The organism is Thermoanaerobacterium calidifontis (genome assembly GCF_055381745.1).
In genome coordinates, this window is sequence record NZ_AP042436.1 from 2,023,416 (window position 1) to 2,045,793 (window position 22,378).

Consider the following 22,378-nt stretch of genomic DNA (forward strand, 5'->3'; position numbering starts at 1 on the left):
GCTACATGCCAACGCCTTTTTTCAGCTTACAAAACACTTTTAATAAAATGGCCATCTTTATAGAAAAGTTCACCGTCTGCATATATTTCTCCGCCTTGCCTCATGTCACAAAGCATATCCCAATGAATGGCAGAACGATTTTTACCACCCGCTTCAGGCATGGAATCACCCAATGCCATATGTACCGTGCCTCCTATTTTTTCATCAAAAAGCATATTTCTCGTAAATTTTTGTATGCCGTAATTGGTGCCTATGGCTACTTCTCCAAAACGCTTAGCACCGTCATCTGTGTCCATCAAAGCGTGCAATAAATCTTCGCCTTTTTCTGCCGTGGCTTTTACGACAAGTCCATTCTCCACTTCCAGGTATATACCTTCTATGCTTTTACCCATGTATATTCCTGGGAAGCTAAACGTGATGTGTCCATTTATTTTATTTTCCACAGGTGATGTAAAAATCTCTCCATCAGGAAAGTTCTCTGTGCCACTGCAGTTTATCCACTTCCTGCCTGATGTATTGACGTATATGTCAGTCCCATCTGATACTATGTGCAGTTCTGACTTTTTATTCAGATAATCAACCCATATATCTTGCTCCATGCGTATCTTTTGCCACAATGATATAGGGTCATCGCTGTCTAATAAACCTGCGCCATAGACAAAGTCCTCGTATTCACTTAGGCTCATTTCAGCTTCCTGAGCATCTGCCTGAGTGGGATACTGTGTTCCACACCACCTTAAAGAACCATTGCCCATCCTTTCTGAGTAAACCTTTCTCCATGACGATGCACCTTTGGCTGCTAGCTGCAGCTTTAATGGATCTACATTTGAATTTGCTTTTGTGTTTTTGTTAGCCCAAGCAGTAAGCCATACATCTGCTTTTTCAAGAGCTATCCTTTGTATGTACTTTTCCATGAGAAGCTGTTCATCTGTGGCATTTTTTAAAATAATCTCTGATACATCAGGAATGTCAACCAATGTCTCAACATGAGCCCCTGCCTTAACTGCCTCCCTAACTACTTCGCTTATCCACGGTATAGCGATATCACCTGCTTGAACCAATACAAAATCTCCTCTTTTAACCTTTGTTGAGTAATTCACCAACAGATTTGCAAGCCTTTTTAACCTTGGGTCTGTCATGTGCCCACCCCCCATTAAATAATACTTAACCATATTATTACATATTACAGACGAAAATCCAATACTATTTGCAAATTTTGTTGTATAAACACATACTGCAATATTCACTTTTTCGCTTGACATATTCTTCAATCCCTTTAGCACCTAATAAGAACGGCACAACTTCACAGATTTTCCCTAATGTCTCCATGACATAAAGATCAGAAATGTCAACTTCAACGTACTTGCCTACATCTAAAAAGTACAAAAAAGCACCTTTCAAAATTGGTGAAAAACCACTGATTGTTTTTAAGCGCCGTAAAACATACGAATAAAGATGAATCTGTGGTGTATAATGTCTTGCCATTTTCTCCAAATCATCATCGCTATCTATTTTATTTGTCTTATAGTCAAAAATGTACGCTTCAATATTTCCATCATTTTCGTATATGTCGATTCTGTCGATTACTCCGTTTAAATTTATGTTGTCGTTTATGGGCACCCTAAATTTATACTCCTTTAATCTTTTTAGTAGTCTGCCATTTATCTTCTTTCTATGTTCATCTTTCAGCATGTAGTAATTGTCAATATACCTTTTGATGCTTTCATCATTTACACTACTTACATCAATATAGTCATCATCATCTAAAGTTTCAAGTATCTTATGAATAAACGTCCCTCTCTCTAAAGCACTTATTTTTCCATCATTTTCTGAGTAAATATCATCGCTGTTTTCATCTGATTCCACATATCCATCATCAAGCGACGCAATACATTTATAATAGTAAAGCACAGGACACGTCAGATAATCAATATATGCAGTTACAGAAACGTTGCCTTTAACGTTAAGAGGTATTTTGTCTATCAATTCACCAAATAATTTCATTTTATTTACATTTTTATCCAATTCTTTTGTATAATCAGGCTTGTTTTCTGCATATGATTGTAAACAACTGCCATCAATGTAGTCTATGTTAGAACAACCATCTTTAATAGCAAACAGCAACTGTTTCATAAATGAGTTTAGTTTGCTGTCTTCATCAATGTCATCTATATTGTCTTTCATTTGCCCTATAAACGCTAAAAACTTCTTTGCCCTTGTAGAAGCTACATAAAAAAGCCTCCTGCTTTCCATATTTTCCTTTTCAAGATACTTGTCATATTCCTCTTTATATAAGCTGTTTGCCGATTTATCCAAATCTCCATCATCGTTGACACCTATGCCAAAAATATAGCCTTCTTCGTCTAACACAAATAAAGGAGCCTTCCTCACCGATATGCCATCAGTAGCTTTATCCATGTCAGGTATTATTACAGCATCAAACTCCAGGCCTTTTGATGAATGAATAGTCATAATCTTAACGGCATTACTTTCTTCAGTATCCAAAAAAGCTTCAGAATCAAGCCCTGATGACTCTTTCAAAGCATCTAAATACTCAATCAGATCTTTAGGATCGAGTATGCCTTTTTCTTCAAAGCTTTTGATTATACTCTCCAATTTCTCCACATTTCTGAATTTTTGATATCCATTTGGCAAAGAAATCAAAAGTTTTTTATACTCTGTGATTTTTAAAATCATCTTAAATATCTCATACGGACTGTATATACCATTCATTTTCGAAATCTTATCCAAAATGTTGCAGGCTCTTTTTATGACCCATTTATCGTCACCAAACATTGAAGAAAATCTTTTTAATGTTTCAAATAAATCATCTGCGGATTCGCCATTGTACATATTCATGAAAGCAAATAAATCATCATCGCTAAATCCAAAAATAGGCGATCTTAAAGCTGTAAGAAGCGCAATTTCATCCGATGTGTCAAAAGCCAATTTGTAAACCGAAATGATGTCAATTATCTCCCTCTTATCCCAAAATCCAATCCCACCTATGATGCAATACGGTATGCCGCAATCCGCAAGTGCGCCTTCAATGCTTTTAAGACTTGACCTGCTTCTTAAAAGTACGGCAATATCCTTATATTCAAATCCTTCGCCTACAAGCTTTAAAATCCTACCTGCTATAATCTTGCCCTGAAAATCCTTTCTTGAATTAACCAAAGCTCCGTCTTCCATCAGCAACTCATTAAGCTTTTCTTTATTGTCATCGTCTTTCAAAAGTTGTTTTATCTTTTTATATCTTTCATTCTTTTCATTAACTATATCATCTTTTTTGTAAGTAATGAGTTCTACTTTAGGGCCTTCGTCGGCAAAGCTTTGATACTTCAATTCTTCGTATGGATCAATCAAATTTTTAAAGACACCATTGACTGTTGATATGATGTTTTTTGTGCTTCTGTAGCAATTGCTTAGATTAAGCACTTTTCCATCTACTTCTATTTTTCTGCAAAACTCATCAAATATCCTAAAATCCGTCCCTCTAAAACCGTATATTGACTGTTTTATATCTCCTACAATAAACAATTTGCCATTTGGAATCTTTCCATCTTTCTCAGTAAGCTTTAAAATAATCTCTTTTTGAAGGTGATTGGTGTCTTGAAATTCATCTACGAGAATGTATCTGTATCTTTCAAAATAATCATTTCTTATGATATCGTTAGAAAGAAGTCTTAAAGCAATCATCTCTAAGTCGTTAAAGTCAAGCAAATTCTTGCTTGATTTGAATGCCTTATAATTTTCCTCTATTTTCTCTAAGATTATAAGCGCCAAATTTTCCATGGCTTTTGTTGATTCGTCGCTGTCGAAAGATAATTTTATGTCTTCAACTGATAGTCCGGCTTCTTTCATGCGGAAATATAAGCTTATTACCTCAGATTGAAACATTTTTCCCGTAAATATCTTTGAAGGATATTTCTTTAATGCAGTCTCTAACATATATTTGTTGTTTTTATCGTTTATCACTTCATCAATCGCAATTCCTGCTATCTTTTTAACTGCTGTGCTAACCTCCCCTTCATCCATAATAGAAAACTTAGGATCGACTGAGGCTTCAGCAAAATTATCTCTTATCATTTTCTCGCAAAAACCGTGAATTGTATCGATGTTGGCAAATATCAGTGAATCTCTAAATACAGTCCACTTTTTGCTGTCCTTATCTAATTTACACAGCAATTCTATCTCTTTTCTTATCCTTTCTTTCATTTCAGCAGCAGCTTTTCGAGTAAATGTTATTGCGACAATATCGTCAATCTTGATACCAGCCACATCACTTAAAAGCTTTATGTACCTTTTAGTCAATACCCTCGTCTTGCCAGAACCTGCGCCAGCCCTTAGTACTACATTTTTACTTATATCAAGAGCTTTTAATTGCTCTTGGCTTAGATCTTCTTCAATCAACACGCTACGCACCATTTTCACCTCTTTTGCTTTCACGTTTATCATACCTGCATATTGATGCATAAGGACATCTAATATTAGAATCATCGTATAGGCATCCTTCAGGCAGATTAAAAGAACCTGTCATCATTCTGCCTACATTTTCAATTCCCTTTTTTTCGATCCAATCCATTATTACATCAAAGCTACTTTCGCTTAATACATCTTTAGGACCTGCATTCCCTTTAAAAATGTATTTCTTGTATTCATCAAGCATAATCCCATTTCTTTTGACATTTTCTACGCTGTAGTACAACAATCCTAAACAGGATGGATTTTTTATGCCAAGCTCATTTATTAGAATTTCTTCTGCAGCCATGTAATACGTAGGCAATTGAAAATCCAAACCATCTATGCACTGCCTCAGCCCTCCTACTGCCCCTAACTTATAATCGTATATAAGGTATTTCCCCGTCAAATTGCCATCTATGCTTCGCTCTAAATCGATTCTATCTATCTTGCCGTAGAAACTGTAACCACCGTAATGACTGTCTATCTCAAATTTCTTTTCAAACATTGATGGAATAAGCTCAGCGCCAGTCTTCCTATAATAATTAAGCCTATTTGATATATCATCTGCTATAAGCTTAAATAAAGTGTCATACATCTCTTTTTTAAACTTCTCAAGTATAATATCATTCTTAATGCCATCTAATTTCTCACAAGTTTTATCAATCACATCTTTAAGTTTTTCTTCATTTACATCGTAAAGATCCTTATTTTCGCTGTAGTATTTCATCAAAATCTCATGGTATGTAGAGCCCATGTTTTTCTTGAATTCAATTGACTCATCTGAAACTTTGATGTCCAAAAGCGTCTCAACAAAAAACCTAAAAGGACAAGCAACATAACTGTTTAAACTTGATGCGCTTAAGTGAACCCCATCAAGTATCTTTAAATTTTCTTCTTTGCGTATTTTGCCTGTGTATTCATTCATCTCATTGCATGTCACTCTTTTTCTCTCTAATGATGATAAATAACTAATATCTTGGTACGTTTTTGCAAGATTTGTCCTATATGACAAAATGTTCAAGTCAACATCATCGCATTTCGAATTTGCCAAAAAATACATTATTTCATCTTCGCTGGATAAATTGCTAACTTCATAAGCAAATCTGTCTTTCATGTAAACAATAGGAGCAACTACTTTTCCCAATGATATTTCATCAAAAAGACTTTCAACTTCATATACAAATGGTGATTTAATCATTTTATTGCCTTCTTCATCTGTCGTTCTGTAAGATATATAAACATCACCTAAAGAAGAAGCTATGCAAGAATTAAACCTTATTTTCTCCCTTTCTATTTCGAAGTTTCGGCTAAATACATAAAGATGGCTATTTTTCAAATAAGCTTCATCTTGTGAATCAAAAATCGGATTGATAGAAGATGTACTTGGAAAATCCCCCTCATTTGCACCAAGGATAAACACTGTATTGTATCTCTGTCCTCTTGCCAAATCCGGATTTACCACTTTCACACCTTCAATGTCAAGATTTTTGATCATTATATCGCAGTTTGCCATCATGTCTAATAAGTCCTCTTGAATAGCCTCAATGTCATCAGAAGAAGTTCCTCCATACCGCTTTTTTAGTTCCACAACATTTTTTAAAATTTGTTTCATCGCTTCTAATGCTTTCAAACTGTATACAAAATTCCTTCCGTCTATAATGCCTGATTCGTACAACGACATAATGTTTGAATCGATTTTAAGCATCTCAATGATATTTAAAATACTTTCCAAAAATTCACTTATATCTTTATACTGCTTTTCCTTGAAATCTACAAGCATATAAATGTATTTTTTTAATTTTTCAAACTCCCCATCGTTCAATGCAGATAAAATTTCTTCTTCATAATTGCTATGAGATACATCTATCAGCTTTGATGCTTTATTGTATACATCAATTATTTCATTAGGCATCAGATACTTTGATTTCATTATGCTGTCAAAGCTTTTAAAATCATGATTTATCTTATATGTGATCAAACTGTAAATATCACCTGAAATCATCATTGATATTAATTTCTTGCCATCATTAAACCTTAAAGGAATGCCCATCTCGTCAAAAATGTCAATTATGTTTTCTCTGTAGTCATCGATATTCCTTACAAACACAGCAATATTTTCAGGTTTTACTTTTTCAAATACTATCTTCTTCTTTATTATCCTTGCAGCTTCTCTTACTTCATGTTCTATGGAAGGACTATTCAGGATCATAAGAGTGCCGTCTACGCTTTTAATAATCTCTTTCCCTGAATACAAATATTTAGAAACTTTCTCTGCATTGCTGCCATCTATACTTTCTTCCATCATTTCATTTAGCCTAAATCCAATCTCCAATAAGTCTTTCACGATGCCGTTTTTTATAAAGATTTCATTGTACTCATTTTTAAATGGAATATTCACGTAAATATCATAATCGCTATTTAAAGCCATCTTCCTCAATAATTGCATATTTACACCGTCTAAATTTATAAAGCCGTCTACAATGACAATTCCTATCTTACTAAAATAATTTGAAATATTGACATATTGTATGGCGTTAACTGAAATGTCATCTACATCAATCAATCCATTTTTATTCTTGTAATCCTCATAATTAATGTAAATTTCCGCTAAATTATTCAACTTTTCTCTTAACACATTTCTTTCTAAAACATTGGCGATTTTTTTGATATCATTAGGATCTATCATGTTTCTCTTTGCTGTCTTTATAAAGCTTAAGACAGATTCTAAGAATCCTGCCTTATCTTTTACATTTCGATAGTAGCCATTGTAGTAAGACTTTCGCAAAATGCTTCTCAAGATTTCTTTCATCTCATAAGTCGATATTACTGTGTGATTTTTTATAAAATCGTTGCACAAAAGCATCGCCATATCTTCAAACACAAATATATCCGCATCTACGATGCCGCCATTTAATCTGATAAACTTATCTCTTACATCAAACATAGCCTCACGGGAAGGCAATATGTATAAAACCTTTTTCCCATTTCTTATAGTTTCCATCGACTTTTCAATAAGCATATCTCTAATATTGTTGCAAAAAGGCCCAAAAAATATCTCCTTCAATTTATCAGCTCCCACAAAAACAAATCACATATTTATTTTATTACATATGCTAAGGCGTCTCAAGGTAAAACTGCGTATTAAAAAAGACTGATGCACTGTGAACTATTCAGTCATTTGTGCAGCAGTCTCTTTTCATCATTTTTTATTAAGCTTATACTCTATTGAGTCTACAAGCGCTATCCAACTGGCATCTATTATATCTGTCGACACACCAATGGTGCTCCAAACTTCGTTTCCATCAGACGATTCTATTATTACCCTTACTTTCGCTGCTGTAGCAGAATTAGAATCTAACACTCTTACTTTGTAGTCTGTAAGTTTCATCTCCTTGACTTCCGGGTAAAACCTCTCTAAAGCCTTTCTGACTGCCTTATCAAGTGCGTTTACAGGTCCATCGCCTTCTGCAGCGGTTATTTCTTCTTGCCCGTCTACTTCTATCTTTATGAGGGCAGACGAATTTACATCGTCAACAGATGGTTCATTGACTATTACTTTAAATTCTATAAGCCTAAATGAAGGTTTATACAGCCCCAGAGTCTTCAATATCAAAAGCTTTAACGAACCTTCAGCACCTTCGTACTTATATCCCTTAGATTCCATTTCTTTTAGTCTATCTAATATTTCTTTCGTCTTATCAGAGTCGCGGTCTATGGTTGGGTCTACTTCATTTACTATACCTATTAAAGCGCTTCTGCCAGCTACCTCTGATAATAAAAGCACTCTTTCGTTGCCGACAAGCTCTGGATCGATGATTTCATACGACCTTGTGTTTTTGCAAACAGCATCTGAATGCATACCTGCCTTATGGGCAAACGCGTTTCTCCCTACATACGGTGCTCTTTCATCTGGTGCCGCGTTGGCTATTTCACTTACTCTTCTTGAAAGTACCGTAAGCTCTCTCATCTTGTCGTCTTCAACGCATTTTATTCCTTTTTTAAACTGCAAGTTTGGCAAAATCGTGCACAGATTTGCGTTTCCACATCTTTCACCATATCCGTTTATCGTTCCTTGGACTTGTACTGCACCTGCCTCTACAGCCATTATAGAATTGGCAACAGCCATACCATTGTCATTGTGAGCGTGTATGCCTATCTCACAATCAAATTTATCTACAACCTTTTTGGTTATGTCGTATATCTCTGTAGGAAACATGCCACCTTTTGTATCGCAAAGGCAAATGCTGTCTGCTCCTGCATCATACGCCACCTGAATTGTTTTCAATGCGTAATCAGGATTCTCCATAAAGCCATCATAAAAATGTTCTGCATCAAATACCACTTTTTTGCCCTGCTTTTTCAGGTAATTTATCGTATCATATATCATATTGAGATTTTCATCTAAAGTCGTTCGCAATATCTCACTAACGTGGAAGTCCCATGACTTCCCAAATACTGCCACATATTCTGTCTCTGCCAATAGAAGCGAACTGACATTAGCATCTTTCTCCACCGACGTGTTTGCCCGCCTTGTGCTGCCAAATGCTATCAACTTGGAATTTTTCAAACTTTTTCTTTTTATAATATCGAAAAACTCCATGTCTTTAGGATTGGAACCAGGATTTCCAGCTTCAATGTAATCTACGCCAAAATCGTCTAAAAGCTCAACAATCTTTATTTTATCTGATACTGTAAAGGAAATCCCCTGTGATTGAGCTCCATCTCTCAATGTAGAATCATAAATAACAATGTTTTTCACTTCAATGTCCCCCTTTGAACATATTCAACTATATCTATATATAAAGATATTTTATCAAATCAAATCATCAAAGTGAATAACTTGTTTGAAAAATTTCATCTGTGCTTTTTAAATAGCCCACAATAATTTGATTTAAACGAGGGTAATCGCCCACATCTTCATCTGTCTTAACCAAAACCTCGTCATTGATTACAGCTATAACTTTCATGTCCTTTACATTTTTGTTTGCACTTAGTATCCTATGCTTTTGTTTCGCTTCATCTATTGAATCGGTGTAAATTATTCTCCCGTTTTTTATAATAGCAAAGCTTGAAGCGTACTCCTCCAACTCGTATATCTCGTGTGAAGAAAGCAATACAGTTCCTTTTTTGTCATTGACATATTCTTTTATCATTTCTATAAGCTCAAATCTTACTGCTGGATCAAGGTGTTGAGTTGGTTCATCGAGAATAATGAGTTTTGCATTTGTAGAAAAAGCTAAAATCGACATCAAAATCGTCTTTTGTCCTTCCGAAAATTTTTGCATCTCTTGTTTTAGATTAAATCCATATCGCGATATGAGGCTTTTAAAAAAGTTGTCATCCCAATTTGGGTAAAGCGTCTCATATATCTTTCGATAATTTTCTAGACTTAAATTAGCAAAAACCTTTCTGTTTTCTGAAACAAACGCCATATCTGTTTTAAGTTTTGTGCTAAAAGGCTGCCCAAAAATGAATATTTCGCCTGCATCTTTTCCTATAATGCCCATTATACATTTTAATGTGGTGGTTTTCCCTGCACCATTAGGCCCAACAAGTGCGATTATTTCTCCTTCTGCCACAGAAAAGCTTACGTCTGATATAATTTGTTTGCCATCAATTTGTTTGCTTAAATTTATTACTTCCAAAGCTTTCATGGTGGTTTTCACCATCCTTTCGCGTATATACTAAATAGCTAATAAAACAAATCAATATTGAAAATACCAGTGACATAGCCAAATTCCCTTGCTTTGAAAAACTTATCAAACTGTAAGGATTAAAATTAGAACTATTTATATCAGGTGTGCCAAAATTACCTAAAATTGCATCGAAAATCACTGCAATAAAGCTAAAAACCACTGCGTCAACATTAAATTCAGAGAGTATAATCTGAATCCCAAATATTGAAAATATTAAAATCAAACTTCTTAAAATAAAGTCTAATTTTTCAATAATTGTATTGCCCAATAGAATTTCTCCAAAAGCAGAAGTGATAAAAACGGCAAGACACAAAAAAATCAGGTTGAAATTAAACAATTCTTTTTTGGAAAAAGGCAAAGAATACAGAAGTTCAGCATTTTGATGCCGTATATCATAAATCAGCAGCGATGATGATAAAAACAGTATTGCAAACTCCTTGACAAAAAAACTTGGCAATAAAAGTATCAACATCAAAATTGCAATTCTTCCTGTTTTTTCCGTTAATTCTTTTTCAAGATAAACGTCCATCTTTTTAAGCTCTAAGGTAAAGCTGCTTTTATAGTCACTCATTTTTCCAGACCTCCTCAAATATCAATATGGCCGTATAATAATCTATACTATTGTCTTTTAACTTAGCTACACATGTTTTTATTATCTCTATAACCTTTTTATCTACATCAAAATCTTTTTTAACAAAGTATCCAACACCTTGTTCAGCTTCAATATACCCTTCTGATTTTAACTTTTCCAATGCTTTTAATACAGTATTTATATTCACATCAAAGATTTGTTGCAATTCACGTATTGAAGATAGCTGCGATCCTTTTTGAAGGTTTCCAAGCAAAATTTCTGATTTTATCATATTCGCTATCTGCAGATAGGCAGGAACTCCACTGTGTTTGTCTACTTTTCTCAACATTTTGCAATCACTCTTTAGCTATTTTTATAAAACCGGAAGTATTGATGTCTACAGGTGCTTTATTCTTATTTACTACAGTTAATGTCCCGCCTGTCGAATTTACAGTAAGATTTCCTCTTTCATTGCTGCTGTTTAAAATATCGATTCTACCGTAAAGTCCAGTTGCATTAATATTTAGCTCACTAAATCTCGACATCTCATTTATAGCTAAACCTGTTGAATTGACAATTATTTTGTTAAAATCTAATTCTCCATTCAGAGTTGTACCAGAACTATTAATGTTCAAGACCTTTCCCTTTAAATTCCCAGTCACTTTAAGTCCGGCACAACTTAAATACACATCATTATTAGAAGATATATTGCCATTTATTGAAGAACCTGCAGAATTTAAGATGAAATTATTGAAATTACCGCTTCCAGTTATCTCAATACCTGCAGATCTTATATCTACAGCCTCATTTGGATTAGTTCCCAATTCGATCACATAAGTGACGTTTTGCTTTGGAGTTTTTTCAAAAACTGTCAAATTTCCATTATCGCTTTCCACGTTCAATTCGGATGGAATGTAAATAGTGTCATCATTTGTAAACTTTATTTCTATTCCACCTTTTACGGATAAGTTGACATTCTTTACATCTTTTAATGATATTTTCTTATCAGGCATTATTCTTTCGATTCCATCAATGCGTAGGCTATTATCCACTGTGCTCTTTACGTCTATTGGAAAACTGTTTGTTATCCGCAATACGCTATTTGATACGCTCCCAACACCTTGATATGAGTATAGTCCTGCAAGCCCTAATGCAACAAGCCCAAAAAGTATAACCGCAATCCCTATTGATATAAGGGAAGCGCTCCTTTTAATGGGAAAGATGCTTATTAAAAGTCCAAAAGCCCCGATAGCCATCAACATCTTGACAGAAAACCATGGCATAATCCAAGCTAAAAATATACATACCAATGAAAAAATCAGCCTCACCATTCTGCTTTCATTAAATCTCTTAAGCAATTGCATATTAAACGTCTTTTTAGAAATGACAACTGCAAATCCAACAAGAATCACGATAATCGATAAAAGGAAGACAATTGCTTCAATCAAATTATTTCTCATAAAACAACCTCCTTAAGTATTATACTGTTATATAATTATATAACACTATAATACATAAATGTCAATAGTCTTTACAATGTTTTATAAAAATAAAATAGGCGGAAACATCCGCCGTTTAGTCATTTAATCCCTTTCCGCTTAAGATTTTTCCTATATATTTATCAACTCTTGCCTCTCTCGTCTTAGATTGCTTCGGTTGCGAAAAATAAATAATGTACGCCCTCTGCCGCCCAGGGGTCAATGCAAAAAAAGCTGATTTTAAAATAGGATCTTCATCCAATTTAATCTGAAATTCATAAGGTATTTTAGTCTCATCGTTCTTTTTAAAATCTACTTTCATTCCCAGCTTTTCAATTTCAATCGCTTTAGTGATGTATTCCTTTAAAACATCCTCTTTCTCGGCAATTTCTTCAATGCTTTTAAACCTGATCTGTCGAGATGCCTGAGAATTTTCGCCAGGTTTAATTAAGATTCCTTTTTCATCATTTAGCAAAGAGCCCTTGAAGAATGAAATCGCACAGTATTCCTTAAATCCTATCAGTATGGCAATATTGCTTTTATTGTATGAATAACACGGCTTACCCCATTTTAAATCTTCCTCTAATTGAAACTCCAACATTATTTCTCTTAACTTTTCTAACTCATCTTTCCAGTTTAAAACTTTTTCTAAATACTCATCAACTTTAGGGTTTGTCATAAAATTACCTCATTTCTATCTTTTCATATCAGCTTGCTTTATACATTTCTGGCACGTTCTTTAAGTCTTTGCATCCAGTGAGGATCATGGCCTGATACAGCTCGTCAGCAACCTTGTTGAGATAAAACTCTATGGCTTCTCTTCCTCCTCCATGTGCAGCAATCATTATAGGTCTTCCTATTAAGACGGCTTTTGCTCCCAATGACAACATCTTTAAGACGTCTATCCCTGTTCTTACGCCGCCATCCACCAGTATATCGATTTTGTCACCAACAGCTTTTGCAATGTCAGGTAGGACATCGGCAGTTCCCATCGTGTAATCTAATACTCTTCCTCCATGATTTGAAACGACAATTGCCTTTACACCTGCTTCTGCCGCAATCATCGCCTCTTCTGCCGTCATGATACCCTTTAATATTAAAGGAAGCTCAATATTTTCAGCTATCATCTCGATCTCTTTTCTCGATTTTGGCCCTACAAACTGGCCGCTTCTTACCATCATAATAAGCCCAGCTCCATCCACATCGACGCCAAATGCTATAGCTCCTGCTTCTTTAGCAATTTTCGCCTTCTCTATTATCTCATCTACTGTCCGAGGTTTAGAAAATGGTATTCCTAAAACACCTGTTGATTTTATAGCATCGATGCCTGCAGGATACATGTCCTTATCATTTGCATCACCAGACATAAATATGGTTCCTACATTTTTGCACGCCTCTGCAACCATCATATCGTATTCACGTTCAGACAAATATCCGCCTGCATTTCCCTTAAGCCCTGTCATTGGAGCAGCAAAAACAGGCATCTTGACTTGAAAGCCAAAAAGTGATGTGGTTATATCAGGCTTTAGAACATCGTGAAGCGTCTTCAACTTGACTTTCCATCTGTCTAAAGCCTTTACGTTTTCGATAAATCCATTTCCCGTACCTGTACCGCCCATACCAGGGACTTCACCAGCACATGCAATGCCGTCACATCTTTTGCATCCCCTGCAATAGCCTTTCATGTTTTCCCTTGCTTTTTCCCTTATCTCATTCCAATCCATAAAAAGACCTCCAATGCAAAATTTTGTCCACATATATTATACAACTTTTTTCGATCTAATCATATTTCATAGTATGTCTATCCGATTTCTTTGTTTTTCGAAAAACATGTGATATAATTTAGGTGTAATTTCAAAATTAGGAGGAAATATTATGAAAGATTTAAAAGAAGTGTTCGAAGAAAGGCGTTCTGTTAATTTCTTTGATAAGAATAAAGAACTTGATGAGGATACATTAAAAAAAATAATTGACTTAGCAGTTTTGGCCCCATCTGCATTTAACTTGCAACCTTGGGAGATAATCGCTGTAAAGTCAAAGGAAGCAAAGGAAAAACTTTACGATGTGGCGTTGAAACAGCCAAAGATTCTTGATGCGCCGGTCACTTTAATCATGATAGGCGATAAAAACGCATATAAGGAAGATAATCCTGCATGGTGGTACATGAGAGATGTGGGAATACCTGATGACAAGATACAAGGCAGCATCGACTTTGCTAAAAACATGCTGTACAATACAGACCTAAAGGCAAACAATTTTGCCGTCAGAAATACATCGCTCTTAAGCATGTCCATAATGTACGCTGCAAAATACTACGGAGTTGACTCACATGCCATGATCGGCTTTGAGGAAGATAAGTTAAAAGAAGCCTTTGGTATACCTGATGACAAGGTCGTAGTGATGCTTATATCTCTCGGGTACTTTGATGAAAGCAAAACGCTTTATCCAAGATTAAAGAGAAATGGATATGAAAAGATAGTAAAAGTTGTATAGATATGATTAAAACCACCTATTTAGGTGGTTTTAATTTTTGATTTCAATTATCTTATTACCTGTCTCTATGTCTAAAATATATATGCCATCGTCATCAATTATGCTTATAGTATTTATTCCATCATCTCTTTTGCTTAAAGATGTAGAACCTGGATTTACAATTATGCAGTTGTCATGTTTCTTTAACACTGGAACATGGGTATGTCCAGTAACAAAATAATCAAGTTTGTACCTGAAAATCAAATCATGTATTTCGTCTTGGCTTATATTGTCGCCGTGCTGTACTAAAAACCTTTTGTTCTCAATCACTGCAAAGACGTAAGGCGATTGAATAGGGATGTTCAATACCATTTGATCTACAGATGCATCACAGTTTCCTTTCGATATCAAAATAGGTATTTTGCAATCATTTATGGCAGCAATAAGTTTCTTAGGATTGTATCCAGATGGAATGTCATTTCTAGGGCCATGATACAAAACATCACCCGCATGCAATATCAAATCAGCATCGTGAAGATAGCTAATAGCTTTTTCCCACGATGTATAATCGCCGTGTGTATCGCTTATTACCCCTATTTTCATGTATTGCATCTCCTTTAACGTCAATTGATATTTATATTATATCACAAAATCACCTGTTATCTACTTTTTCAGGGTACATATCATGGTAAAAAAGCCTTTTTTGTGCCACATCTTCCCACTTCGTACCAGGCCTTCCATAGTTGCAGTAAGGATCTATAGATATTCCACCTCTTGGAGTAAACTTGCCCCAAACTTCGATGTATTTTGGATCCAACAGTTTTATTAAATCCTTCATGATTATATTTACACAGTCTTCATGAAAATCCCCGTGATTTCTAAAGCTAAAAAGATAAAGCTTTAATGATTTACTTTCAACCATCAGCTTGTCTGGAACATATGAAATGTATATTGTTGCAAAGTCAGGCTGTCCAGTCTTAGGACAAAGGCTTGTGAATTCAGGACAATTGAACTTTACAAAATAGTCATTCTCTTGATGTTTATTAGGGAATGTTTCAAGCAAAGATGGATCGTAATCGAAAATGTATTTAGTCTCTTTATTCCCTAATTGAGATAATCCATTAAGCTCTTTCTCATCTCTTGGCATGATACTCACACTCCATCATAATTTGTTTTTCAACTGTTTGACTAACAGTACACCTACAATTCCAGGTATAATCTGACCTACTGTAACGCTTATGGCCAATATGTGATACGGTATTTTAAGCAAAACAGAAAGCCAAATTGGCACTATAAGGCCTGGAAATAATATTATAGGAATTGAGATAAACCAATCATTTAGACGATACTTTCTAATAAGGTAAACTGCATACGACGTCAATATGCCTACAAAGAAGCCTCCAATCATATCAGGAAGCCCTAAGCCTCCCATTAAAATATTACTAAGCATATTGCTTAATCCCATTGGCAATACCAAAAATGGGAAAATAGCAGCCAAGGCATAAATCGATGTTGCTATTCTTATTTGGTACTGGCCAAAAGCGAAATTTTGTGTAAAGTACATTACAACAAGGTACAATGCCATTACCAATCCAGAGATAGTCAATTTTTGAGTAAGGCTGTACTTCTTTTTTAAAAATCCTCCGTTCATGCTATACCTCCTAAAATTTCCAGTTATCACATCCTTCCATAAACATAATGAAAAAAAGCACAGTCCACCTGTGCTCATATATGCAAACTTTTGATTTGCAATGCCCGTAGTTTTGTTTATAGACAGGATGGTTTCGAACTGTCTTATTCAATTACTTATTTATTTTAACACCTCTATAAGATTTACACAAGATTTTTTTGTTTATACCTCTATCTCCAATTCCAATTCTATCGATCTGTCGAAGTGGTCCTCTATCGCTCTTTTGTTTCTTCGTGTTATTATGAGTATATCCTCTATGCCTGAGTTTACGGCTTCTTCAACTATATACTGAATCGTAGGTTTGTCTATCATTGGCAGTTTCAAAATTATTAAATATTTATGTGAATCTTATGTGAATTTAATTTGCAGCATTTAACTTTTCATCAATTTTATTCTTATCTCCTACTTTTCCCGACAGCAAAATTGACAAAAGCATAAATAAAATACCAAAACATGCTAAGATAAGCAAGTCGTGAATAATTAGCCCAATATTAGAACCTGAAATAGCTTCTCTCAATGCTTGAGTACCATATGTCATTGGGAAAAATGGATTTAGAATATTGAAGAATTTCGGTTCTAATTCCATAGGAAATACGCCACCAGATGATGTCAACTGCAGCATCAAAAGAACAACGGCGAAGAATTTTCCTGCCATGCCAAGAAGCATTACAAAAAATCCGATAATAAACACAAAAACCACAGACATTACAGCATTTATAACGTAATAGTATAGCAAATTGTTCACAGGCAATTTAAGTGCTTCTATCAATACAAAACCAGAAACTATCGATTGAAAAATTCCTAAAATGCTTAAGCTTAGCAGTTTACCTACGACAATTGAAGCGTTGCTAATATCTTTATAGCCGTTTTTATCGTAAATATCAATTATAAAGAATAAAATCAATGCGCCAACCCAAAGTGATAAAGGTATGAAATACGGTGTAAACCCAATGCCATAATTCGCTACTGGATTTAATCTCTTAGTATCAAGAATAATAGGTTCATTTATCATGCTCTTTTTCTCATCAGTTGTACTCATCACTTCTATTTTATCAGATGCATCACTAAGTTTTTTATAAAGAAGATCTTGATTTTTGTATAGTTTCTCCATGTTCTCTTGTATCTGCTTGCTGCCATTAGATACCGTCACCAACCCGCTATTTAAGTCTTTAGAGCCATTGTATAAACTAGAAGCACCTTGTTTTAATGCATTAAGTCCATCATTAAGTTTTAAAAGCCCGGATGTAATGTCGCTCATCTTTTGATTTAACAACGATATTCCATTTGCATACTGAGAAATGCCATTGCTTAAATTATTTTCACCATTTATAATTTGTGTTACTACTGTTTGCAATTGTGATACTCCATCATTCAATTTGTCATATCCAATTGTTAAATTATTAGTAGCGCTGTCTAATTTTTTAAGAGAATCGTTCAATGCATCCATCTTGGCCTTGTTAGTTTCAAGTCCATTGATTATTTGTTTTAATCCTGAATTTGATTCTGACACAACGGTAATCGCCGCCTTAAAATCCGAATCTGACATGGCCTCGGGGTGTTTATCAACATAATTGTTTAATGCAGCAACGGCGCTGTCCAAATTTGTCTGAATACTGTTCAATCCATTGCTTACCGAATCAAATTCTGTTAAAAATGACGATAGACTCTGACCAATTTGATCGTAACCATTTGTTACAGCGGTCGAGCCGCTTTTCAATTGGTTTATGCTGTTGCTTATTGCATTAAGACCTTGACTCACTCCATTTAAACCACTCTTTAGATTATTCATTCCATTTAAAATCAAATTGCTGTTTTTATCTACTTCATCTAATTTCTGAGATAAAATCTGAGCGCCATTTGCTAAATTTGACGCGCCATAATATGCGTTATTTGCCCCAATGCTTAAATTATACAACCCATCTTTAAATTGATTTGTTCCAGCCAAAGCTTTGTTAATGCCATCATTCAATTTTGAAACGCCATCATTTAGCATTTTTGCACCATCTGATAATTGTTTTTCCGCTAAAGAAGCTTGTTTTAAACCATTTCCAATGTCTTCAACATTTAAAAAAACAGTATCTATATAGCTTTTCCTTATCGTATCAGATATTTTTTGCGTCAAATTTTCTATGGCTTTATTTCCAAGCTGTGTCGCCAAAAAATTCTTTTTGTCATTTGTTATATACTGAATATGAGCTTTTTCTACGGCATTGCCATTGACACTTAAAATATTTTTGGAAAAGTCCTTTGGTATCACTATCATAAAATAATATTTATTGCCTTTTAAACCATCTAAACCATCATCGTAGCTTACAAAATTCCATTTGAAATCATGATTGCTTTTTAATTCCTTTACAATGTCATCCCCAAAACTTTTATATTTTCCATCGTATAGCACACTTTTATCCTGATTCACAACTGCAACTGGAAGTTTGTCTAACTTGCCATATGGATCCCAAAATGCATACAAATAAAGAAAGCTGTACAATAGTGGCATAAAAATAATCACTATTACTGCTAATCTAATAAATCTGTTTTGGGCCAATCTTTTAAGCTCATTAAAAATCACACCTGTCATAAATACACCTCCAATATTTTTTATACTGACCGGTCAGTTCTAACTTATTATAGTATCTTTGATCTTAAAAGTCAATAAAAAAACCATTATAAAGATTAATCTCTATAATGGATTCCATTAAATGTATATTCAATAACACTATCTGCTATATGTTCCGGGTCTATAACATCATTATTTCTAAATTGAAAGATAATAAGAGAGCTTATCATGCCAAAAAAAGCAGAAGATAGCAGTTTTTTATCACATCTTTCTATTAGCTTTTCTTCAATTCCTTCATCAATGATGTCCTCAATAATCTTTAAATAATCGTATATTTTTTCTCTAAAGCTATTTTGAATATCTTCTTTTCCCCACAATTGACTTAGCAATATAAGGACAAAATCTTTGTACTTAAATAAAAAATTCGACTGAACCACAATTATCTCCCTTAGTTTTTCTACAGAATTTTTCATGTGGCTTATTTTCTCCAGTATTTGATTCTTTAAAAGCGACAATCCTTCATCTATTAAGAATATCAATATATCATCTTTGCTATTAAAGTGATAATAGAGGGTTCCTTTGGCCACCCCTGCTTTATCTGCAATTTCATCCATTGTAGCCTTATAGAAACCTTTCTGAGAAATTATATCTATGGCTGCATTAAATATCTTTTCCTTTGTCTTATTCATTTAAAACTATCCCTCTTCATTCGATATTATACTATTAATATTATAATGCATTTTTTTAATTTGTGCTGCAATTTTTTAAACTTGTGCCTCAAACCACACGGTAATGTTTGCTCCTTTTCCTGCATCTTTGTTTTTATATGATAACCTTGAATATTGAGAAAATAAATAAGGTACCAATGCAACTGTTTTGCCTGCATCTAAAATTATTTCATTGCCATCCTCTATCCATAAATCGTCACCAGGACTTATGAGGAGTTTTACTATAACTGGATTTTCACTTGTATTATACACGAAGTACGTATATTTGTCATATGATGAGCAATCATTTACATCTGTAAAATTTTCATCATCATATGCCGTGTAAGTAAACTTCGCCTTCACAAATCTTCTTTCGTTTAGCGTAAATGGGTATCCTCCTATATAAGTCAGTTGTAACATTGGTCTTAAAGATATGTTTATTGATTCATCTTTAGAATAAAAACTTTTCGTTTCAAAGTTTTGCGCCTCTGGAGTTTTAAGCATTATCCCGTTGTTTTTGTAGATGCCACTTATCCATCCATTAACTATATTCGTTATATTAAATCCATACCAGCCCTCTTTAGTCACAGCCTTGGTAGAGCCAAATACTGTTTCATCAATATTCGGCCCATTATTCCATGTTGCTGTATTTTCATCCCATTCATCCACAATTAAAAACGGTGTAATATATGCAGGAATTGATGGATTTGTTGCATAATTGAAATAAAGCTTTAAAATAGCTTCAACCACGATAGAACCTTGTGGCACCATGCCTAAATCAAACTGTATAAGAGCTCTGTACACCGATTTCCCAGAAAAACCAATGTAATACCTACCGATCCAAAGTGTAGGATCACTTCCTCTATTGCTGTTGGGGTAACCCGATTCTAATGACGTATCTTTTGTGGATGGCTGTATAATTATAGAAGGCATTTCATCACCCCTACAAACAAAATCAAAACAATCAACTAATTTTATCTTCCTTTTGCCCACACAAACTGCTTAATATAATCATACCTTCTTCATCGATTATATCAAATAGCTTCATAGAACGTGCCAATTCTTCTTCAGCAAGTTTGTACGCTCCATGCCGATAATAAAGTTTTCCTAATCTCAACAAAACATCTTTCTCATTTACCATATTAAGCATATTTAAAGATTTTTCAAATAAGTCAAATTCCTGAATCTCAAACAGTTTGTCGAGTACAATAAAAATAACATTTGTATATGTGCCAGTGTCTTCGACGCCTATTGGCAATATCACATCTTTTTTAAGCAATAGGTCAAATTTGAAAAATACTTTATAAGCCTCTATAAAACGTTTTTTTAACAACAACATTTGATTCTTAATGCTTTTTCCAATCAACAAGCGGCAAATAATATTATTAATATAACTATCAATGGTGTATTCACCGCCATCCACCATTTCAAAACATTCTGCAGCTTCACCATATCTGTGTAGATACATCAATGTTCTTCCCTTTACATAATACGTTATATTATTCTTCAGTGAATTTAGTGCCATGTCTATAAATTTTAGCGATTCATGATACTTGCCATTTAAAAAAAATATATCGCTTATAATCGTATACGCTTCAGGTGACAAATCAAAATGCGAAACAATCTTCTCTATCGCAGTCTTCTCATCGTATCTGCTGAAATAAGCGTATGATAATTTATACAGTATTGCTTTATTAGTTGGATTAAGTCTAAATGAATTTAAAAAACATTCAATAGCATCGTCAAAATTTTTTGCATCCATAAAAACTTCACCCATGGCAAGGTAAGCTTTAAATCCGCCTACGCCTGTTATAAATCTATCGATAAGCGGCGGTTCACCCATATCTATACATCTTCTAAAACAATTTATGGCTTCTTGGTGATAACCAATCCTATGGTATAACATGCCTTTTAAGAACACCACATCAGTTACATTCGGATATTTTTCAATAGACTCATTGCATAAACTAAATGCTTCGTCAAGCCTATTTAATTGATTTAAACAAATGATCATCCTGATAATCAGTTTTGTCGTATAGCCAGTTTTAATGTTTTTTGAAAAATCAAAAGACTTCTTAAAGTAATTATACGCGCGTTCATAATCGCCCAACGCCATGTACTCCGCTCCAATATTGAAATTGTGAAAGGGATTGTCTGGATCTCTTTTTAGCTCTTTTTTCAGTATAGACATGTTCCTGTTTCTTTTATCTTTTTCTTTGATATTTTTGTGCAAATAGCCGTAGTGATAAACTTTTATCGGAACTTCTGCTACATTTCCACCATGATTTAATATTGAAATCAATATCTGTTCATGAATGGACCCAATAAATCTGTACTCAGCTTTATTCTTAATGATCCTTACATTTAAGTTGGAAAGAGCATCTGATCCTTCTTCATCTCCTACATAGCTTATGGTTTCAAACAAATATGCATCAATTTTATCGTCTTTCAAAAGCGCCTTTATCATTTTTTTACCAGCTTCATCAAGCTCGTCGTCAGCATCCATCAGCAAAATCCAATCGCCTTTTGCCTTATCTAATGAAAAATTTCTGGCTGCACTAAAGTCATTATTCCATTTATAGTAAAATACTGTTGCACCGAATTTTTTCGCTATGTCAACAGTTTTATCAGTACTGCCAGTATCCACGATTATAATTTCATCGACTACGTCGTAAACGCTTTTAAGGCATCTTTCAAGATTGTCCTCTTCATTTTTTACGATCATGCACAGGCTTAACATTTG

18 protein-coding genes and 1 pseudogene are annotated in these 22,378 nt (G+C 34.3%); 1 reads left to right on the plus strand and 18 read right to left on the minus strand.

The features are described 5' to 3' along the window. Positions 1-26 precede the first annotated feature (26 nt). From ACZ42G_RS10600 to ACZ42G_RS10645, 10 genes are all read right to left on the minus strand, one after another. On the minus strand, positions 27-1,262 hold the full coding sequence (locus ACZ42G_RS10600) for an aminopeptidase (RefSeq protein ID WP_464850387.1): 1,236 nt from the start codon (positions 1,260-1,262) through the stop codon (positions 27-29). Continuing rightward, complete coding sequence (locus ACZ42G_RS10605; protein WP_274893193.1) at positions 1,204-4,500, minus strand: UvrD-helicase domain-containing protein; 3,297 nt, start codon at positions 4,498-4,500, stop codon at positions 1,204-1,206. The genes ACZ42G_RS10600 and ACZ42G_RS10605 overlap by 59 nt, the downstream gene beginning before the upstream one ends. Beyond that, positions 4,418-7,528: a PD-(D/E)XK nuclease family protein gene (locus ACZ42G_RS10610; RefSeq protein WP_464850388.1), complete on the minus strand. Its 3,111-nt coding sequence runs from the start codon at positions 7,526-7,528 to the stop codon at positions 4,418-4,420. Before ACZ42G_RS10610 ends, ACZ42G_RS10605 begins: the two co-directional genes overlap by 83 nt. 135 nt (positions 7,529-7,663) lie before the next feature. Further along, positions 7,664-9,223 (minus strand): citramalate synthase, encoded by a 1,560-nt coding sequence (cimA, locus tag ACZ42G_RS10615; protein WP_274893195.1) that lies wholly within the window; start codon positions 9,221-9,223, stop codon positions 7,664-7,666. Between the two features lie 67 nt (positions 9,224-9,290). After that, positions 9,291-10,118, minus strand: coding sequence for an ABC transporter ATP-binding protein (locus ACZ42G_RS10620; protein WP_014759357.1), 828 nt, complete (start codon positions 10,116-10,118; stop codon positions 9,291-9,293). Continuing rightward, positions 10,078-10,731 (minus strand): hypothetical protein, encoded by a 654-nt coding sequence (locus tag ACZ42G_RS10625; protein WP_464850390.1) that lies wholly within the window; start codon positions 10,729-10,731, stop codon positions 10,078-10,080. The genes ACZ42G_RS10620 and ACZ42G_RS10625 overlap by 41 nt, the downstream gene beginning before the upstream one ends. Further along, positions 10,724-11,080, minus strand: a complete 357-nt coding sequence (locus tag ACZ42G_RS10630) for a GntR family transcriptional regulator (RefSeq protein ID WP_464850391.1) — start codon at positions 11,078-11,080, stop codon at positions 10,724-10,726. Before ACZ42G_RS10630 ends, ACZ42G_RS10625 begins: the two co-directional genes overlap by 8 nt. A gap of 7 nt (positions 11,081-11,087) precedes the next feature. After that, positions 11,088-12,191 carry a hypothetical protein gene (locus tag ACZ42G_RS10635; protein WP_464850393.1) on the minus strand — a complete coding sequence of 368 codons (1,104 nt, stop codon included), beginning with the start codon at positions 12,189-12,191 and terminating at the stop codon, positions 11,088-11,090. 115 nt (positions 12,192-12,306) lie between these two features. Then, on the minus strand, positions 12,307-12,888 hold the full coding sequence (locus ACZ42G_RS10640; RefSeq protein WP_464850394.1) for a YdeI/OmpD-associated family protein: 582 nt from the start codon (positions 12,886-12,888) through the stop codon (positions 12,307-12,309). Between the two features lie 28 nt (positions 12,889-12,916). Beyond that, positions 12,917-13,933: an alpha-hydroxy-acid oxidizing protein gene (locus ACZ42G_RS10645; protein WP_464850396.1), complete on the minus strand. Its 1,017-nt coding sequence runs from the start codon at positions 13,931-13,933 to the stop codon at positions 12,917-12,919. A 151-nt stretch (positions 13,934-14,084) separates the two neighbouring features. On the opposite strand from ACZ42G_RS10645, the gene ACZ42G_RS10650 reads away from it, so the two are divergent. Beyond that, entirely contained in the window at positions 14,085-14,702 is a 618-nt protein-coding gene (locus ACZ42G_RS10650) for a nitroreductase family protein (RefSeq protein WP_464850398.1), read from the plus strand. A gap of 30 nt (positions 14,703-14,732) precedes the next feature. Here the strand turns inward: ACZ42G_RS10650 and yfcE are convergent, their stop codons facing one another. The 8 genes and pseudogenes from yfcE to ACZ42G_RS10690 form a co-directional block, all read right to left on the minus strand. Beyond that, entirely contained in the window at positions 14,733-15,284 is a 552-nt protein-coding gene (yfcE, locus tag ACZ42G_RS10655) for a phosphodiesterase (protein WP_464850400.1), read from the minus strand. 49 nt (positions 15,285-15,333) lie between these two features. Then, positions 15,334-15,828 carry a preQ(1) synthase gene (gene queF, locus ACZ42G_RS10660; protein ID WP_013787561.1) on the minus strand — a complete coding sequence of 165 codons (495 nt, stop codon included), beginning with the start codon at positions 15,826-15,828 and terminating at the stop codon, positions 15,334-15,336. 15 nt (positions 15,829-15,843) lie between these two features. Continuing rightward, positions 15,844-16,332: a QueT transporter family protein gene (locus ACZ42G_RS10665; RefSeq protein WP_274893202.1), complete on the minus strand. Its 489-nt coding sequence runs from the start codon at positions 16,330-16,332 to the stop codon at positions 15,844-15,846. 207 nt (positions 16,333-16,539) lie between these two features. Further along, positions 16,540-16,689: pseudogene (locus ACZ42G_RS10670) on the minus strand (sugar phosphate nucleotidyltransferase); the annotation flags it as partial. 40 nt (positions 16,690-16,729) lie between these two features. Beyond that, entirely contained in the window at positions 16,730-18,949 is a 2,220-nt protein-coding gene (locus tag ACZ42G_RS10675; protein WP_274893203.1) for a YhgE/Pip family protein, read from the minus strand. A 95-nt stretch (positions 18,950-19,044) separates the two neighbouring features. Continuing rightward, positions 19,045-19,617, minus strand: a complete 573-nt coding sequence (locus ACZ42G_RS10680; RefSeq protein ID WP_085111605.1) for a TetR/AcrR family transcriptional regulator — start codon at positions 19,615-19,617, stop codon at positions 19,045-19,047. Between the two features lie 75 nt (positions 19,618-19,692). After that, a complete protein-coding gene (locus tag ACZ42G_RS10685; RefSeq protein ID WP_085111851.1) occupies positions 19,693-20,568 on the minus strand; it encodes a DNRLRE domain-containing protein in 876 nt (291 codons plus the stop codon). 31 nt (positions 20,569-20,599) lie between these two features. Further along, positions 20,600-22,375 carry a TPR domain-containing glycosyltransferase gene (locus ACZ42G_RS10690; protein WP_274893204.1) on the minus strand — a complete coding sequence of 592 codons (1,776 nt, stop codon included), beginning with the start codon at positions 22,373-22,375 and terminating at the stop codon, positions 20,600-20,602. Positions 22,376-22,378 lie beyond the last annotated feature (3 nt).

What these genes read in the sequence shown, in the direction of transcription:
- ACZ42G_RS10600 (WP_464850387.1), bottom strand. Translation starts at nt 1,262, where the DNA reads ATGTCAAGCGAAAAAGTGAATATTGCAGTATGTGTTTATACAACAAAA.
- ACZ42G_RS10605 (WP_274893193.1), bottom strand. Translation starts at nt 4,500, where the DNA reads ATGATTCTAATATTAGATGTCCTTATGCATCAATATGCAGGTATGATA.
- ACZ42G_RS10620 (WP_014759357.1), bottom strand. Translation starts at nt 10,118, where the DNA reads ATGAAAGCTTTGGAAGTAATAAATTTAAGCAAACAAATTGATGGCAAA.
- ACZ42G_RS10625 (WP_464850390.1), bottom strand. Translation starts at nt 10,731, where the DNA reads ATGAGTGACTATAAAAGCAGCTTTACCTTAGAGCTTAAAAAGATGGAC.
- ACZ42G_RS10630 (WP_464850391.1), bottom strand. Translation starts at nt 11,080, where the DNA reads ATGTTGAGAAAAGTAGACAAACACAGTGGAGTTCCTGCCTATCTGCAG.
- ACZ42G_RS10635 (WP_464850393.1), bottom strand. Translation starts at nt 12,191, where the DNA reads ATGAGAAATAATTTGATTGAAGCAATTGTCTTCCTTTTATCGATTATC.
- ACZ42G_RS10640 (WP_464850394.1), bottom strand. Translation starts at nt 12,888, where the DNA reads ATGACAAACCCTAAAGTTGATGAGTATTTAGAAAAAGTTTTAAACTGG.
- ACZ42G_RS10645 (WP_464850396.1), bottom strand. Translation starts at nt 13,933, where the DNA reads ATGGATTGGAATGAGATAAGGGAAAAAGCAAGGGAAAACATGAAAGGC.
- ACZ42G_RS10650 (WP_464850398.1), top strand. Translation starts at nt 14,085, where the DNA reads ATGAAAGATTTAAAAGAAGTGTTCGAAGAAAGGCGTTCTGTTAATTTC.
- yfcE (WP_464850400.1), bottom strand. Translation starts at nt 15,284, where the DNA reads ATGAAAATAGGGGTAATAAGCGATACACACGGCGATTATACATCGTGG.
- queF (WP_013787561.1), bottom strand. Translation starts at nt 15,828, where the DNA reads ATGCCAAGAGATGAGAAAGAGCTTAATGGATTATCTCAATTAGGGAAT.
- ACZ42G_RS10665 (WP_274893202.1), bottom strand. Translation starts at nt 16,332, where the DNA reads ATGAACGGAGGATTTTTAAAAAAGAAGTACAGCCTTACTCAAAAATTG.
- ACZ42G_RS10675 (WP_274893203.1), bottom strand. Translation starts at nt 18,949, where the DNA reads ATGACAGGTGTGATTTTTAATGAGCTTAAAAGATTGGCCCAAAACAGA.
- ACZ42G_RS10680 (WP_085111605.1), bottom strand. Translation starts at nt 19,617, where the DNA reads ATGAATAAGACAAAGGAAAAGATATTTAATGCAGCCATAGATATAATT.
- ACZ42G_RS10685 (WP_085111851.1), bottom strand. Translation starts at nt 20,568, where the DNA reads ATGCCTTCTATAATTATACAGCCATCCACAAAAGATACGTCATTAGAA.
- ACZ42G_RS10690 (WP_274893204.1), bottom strand. Translation starts at nt 22,375, where the DNA reads ATGTTAAGCCTGTGCATGATCGTAAAAAATGAAGAGGACAATCTTGAA.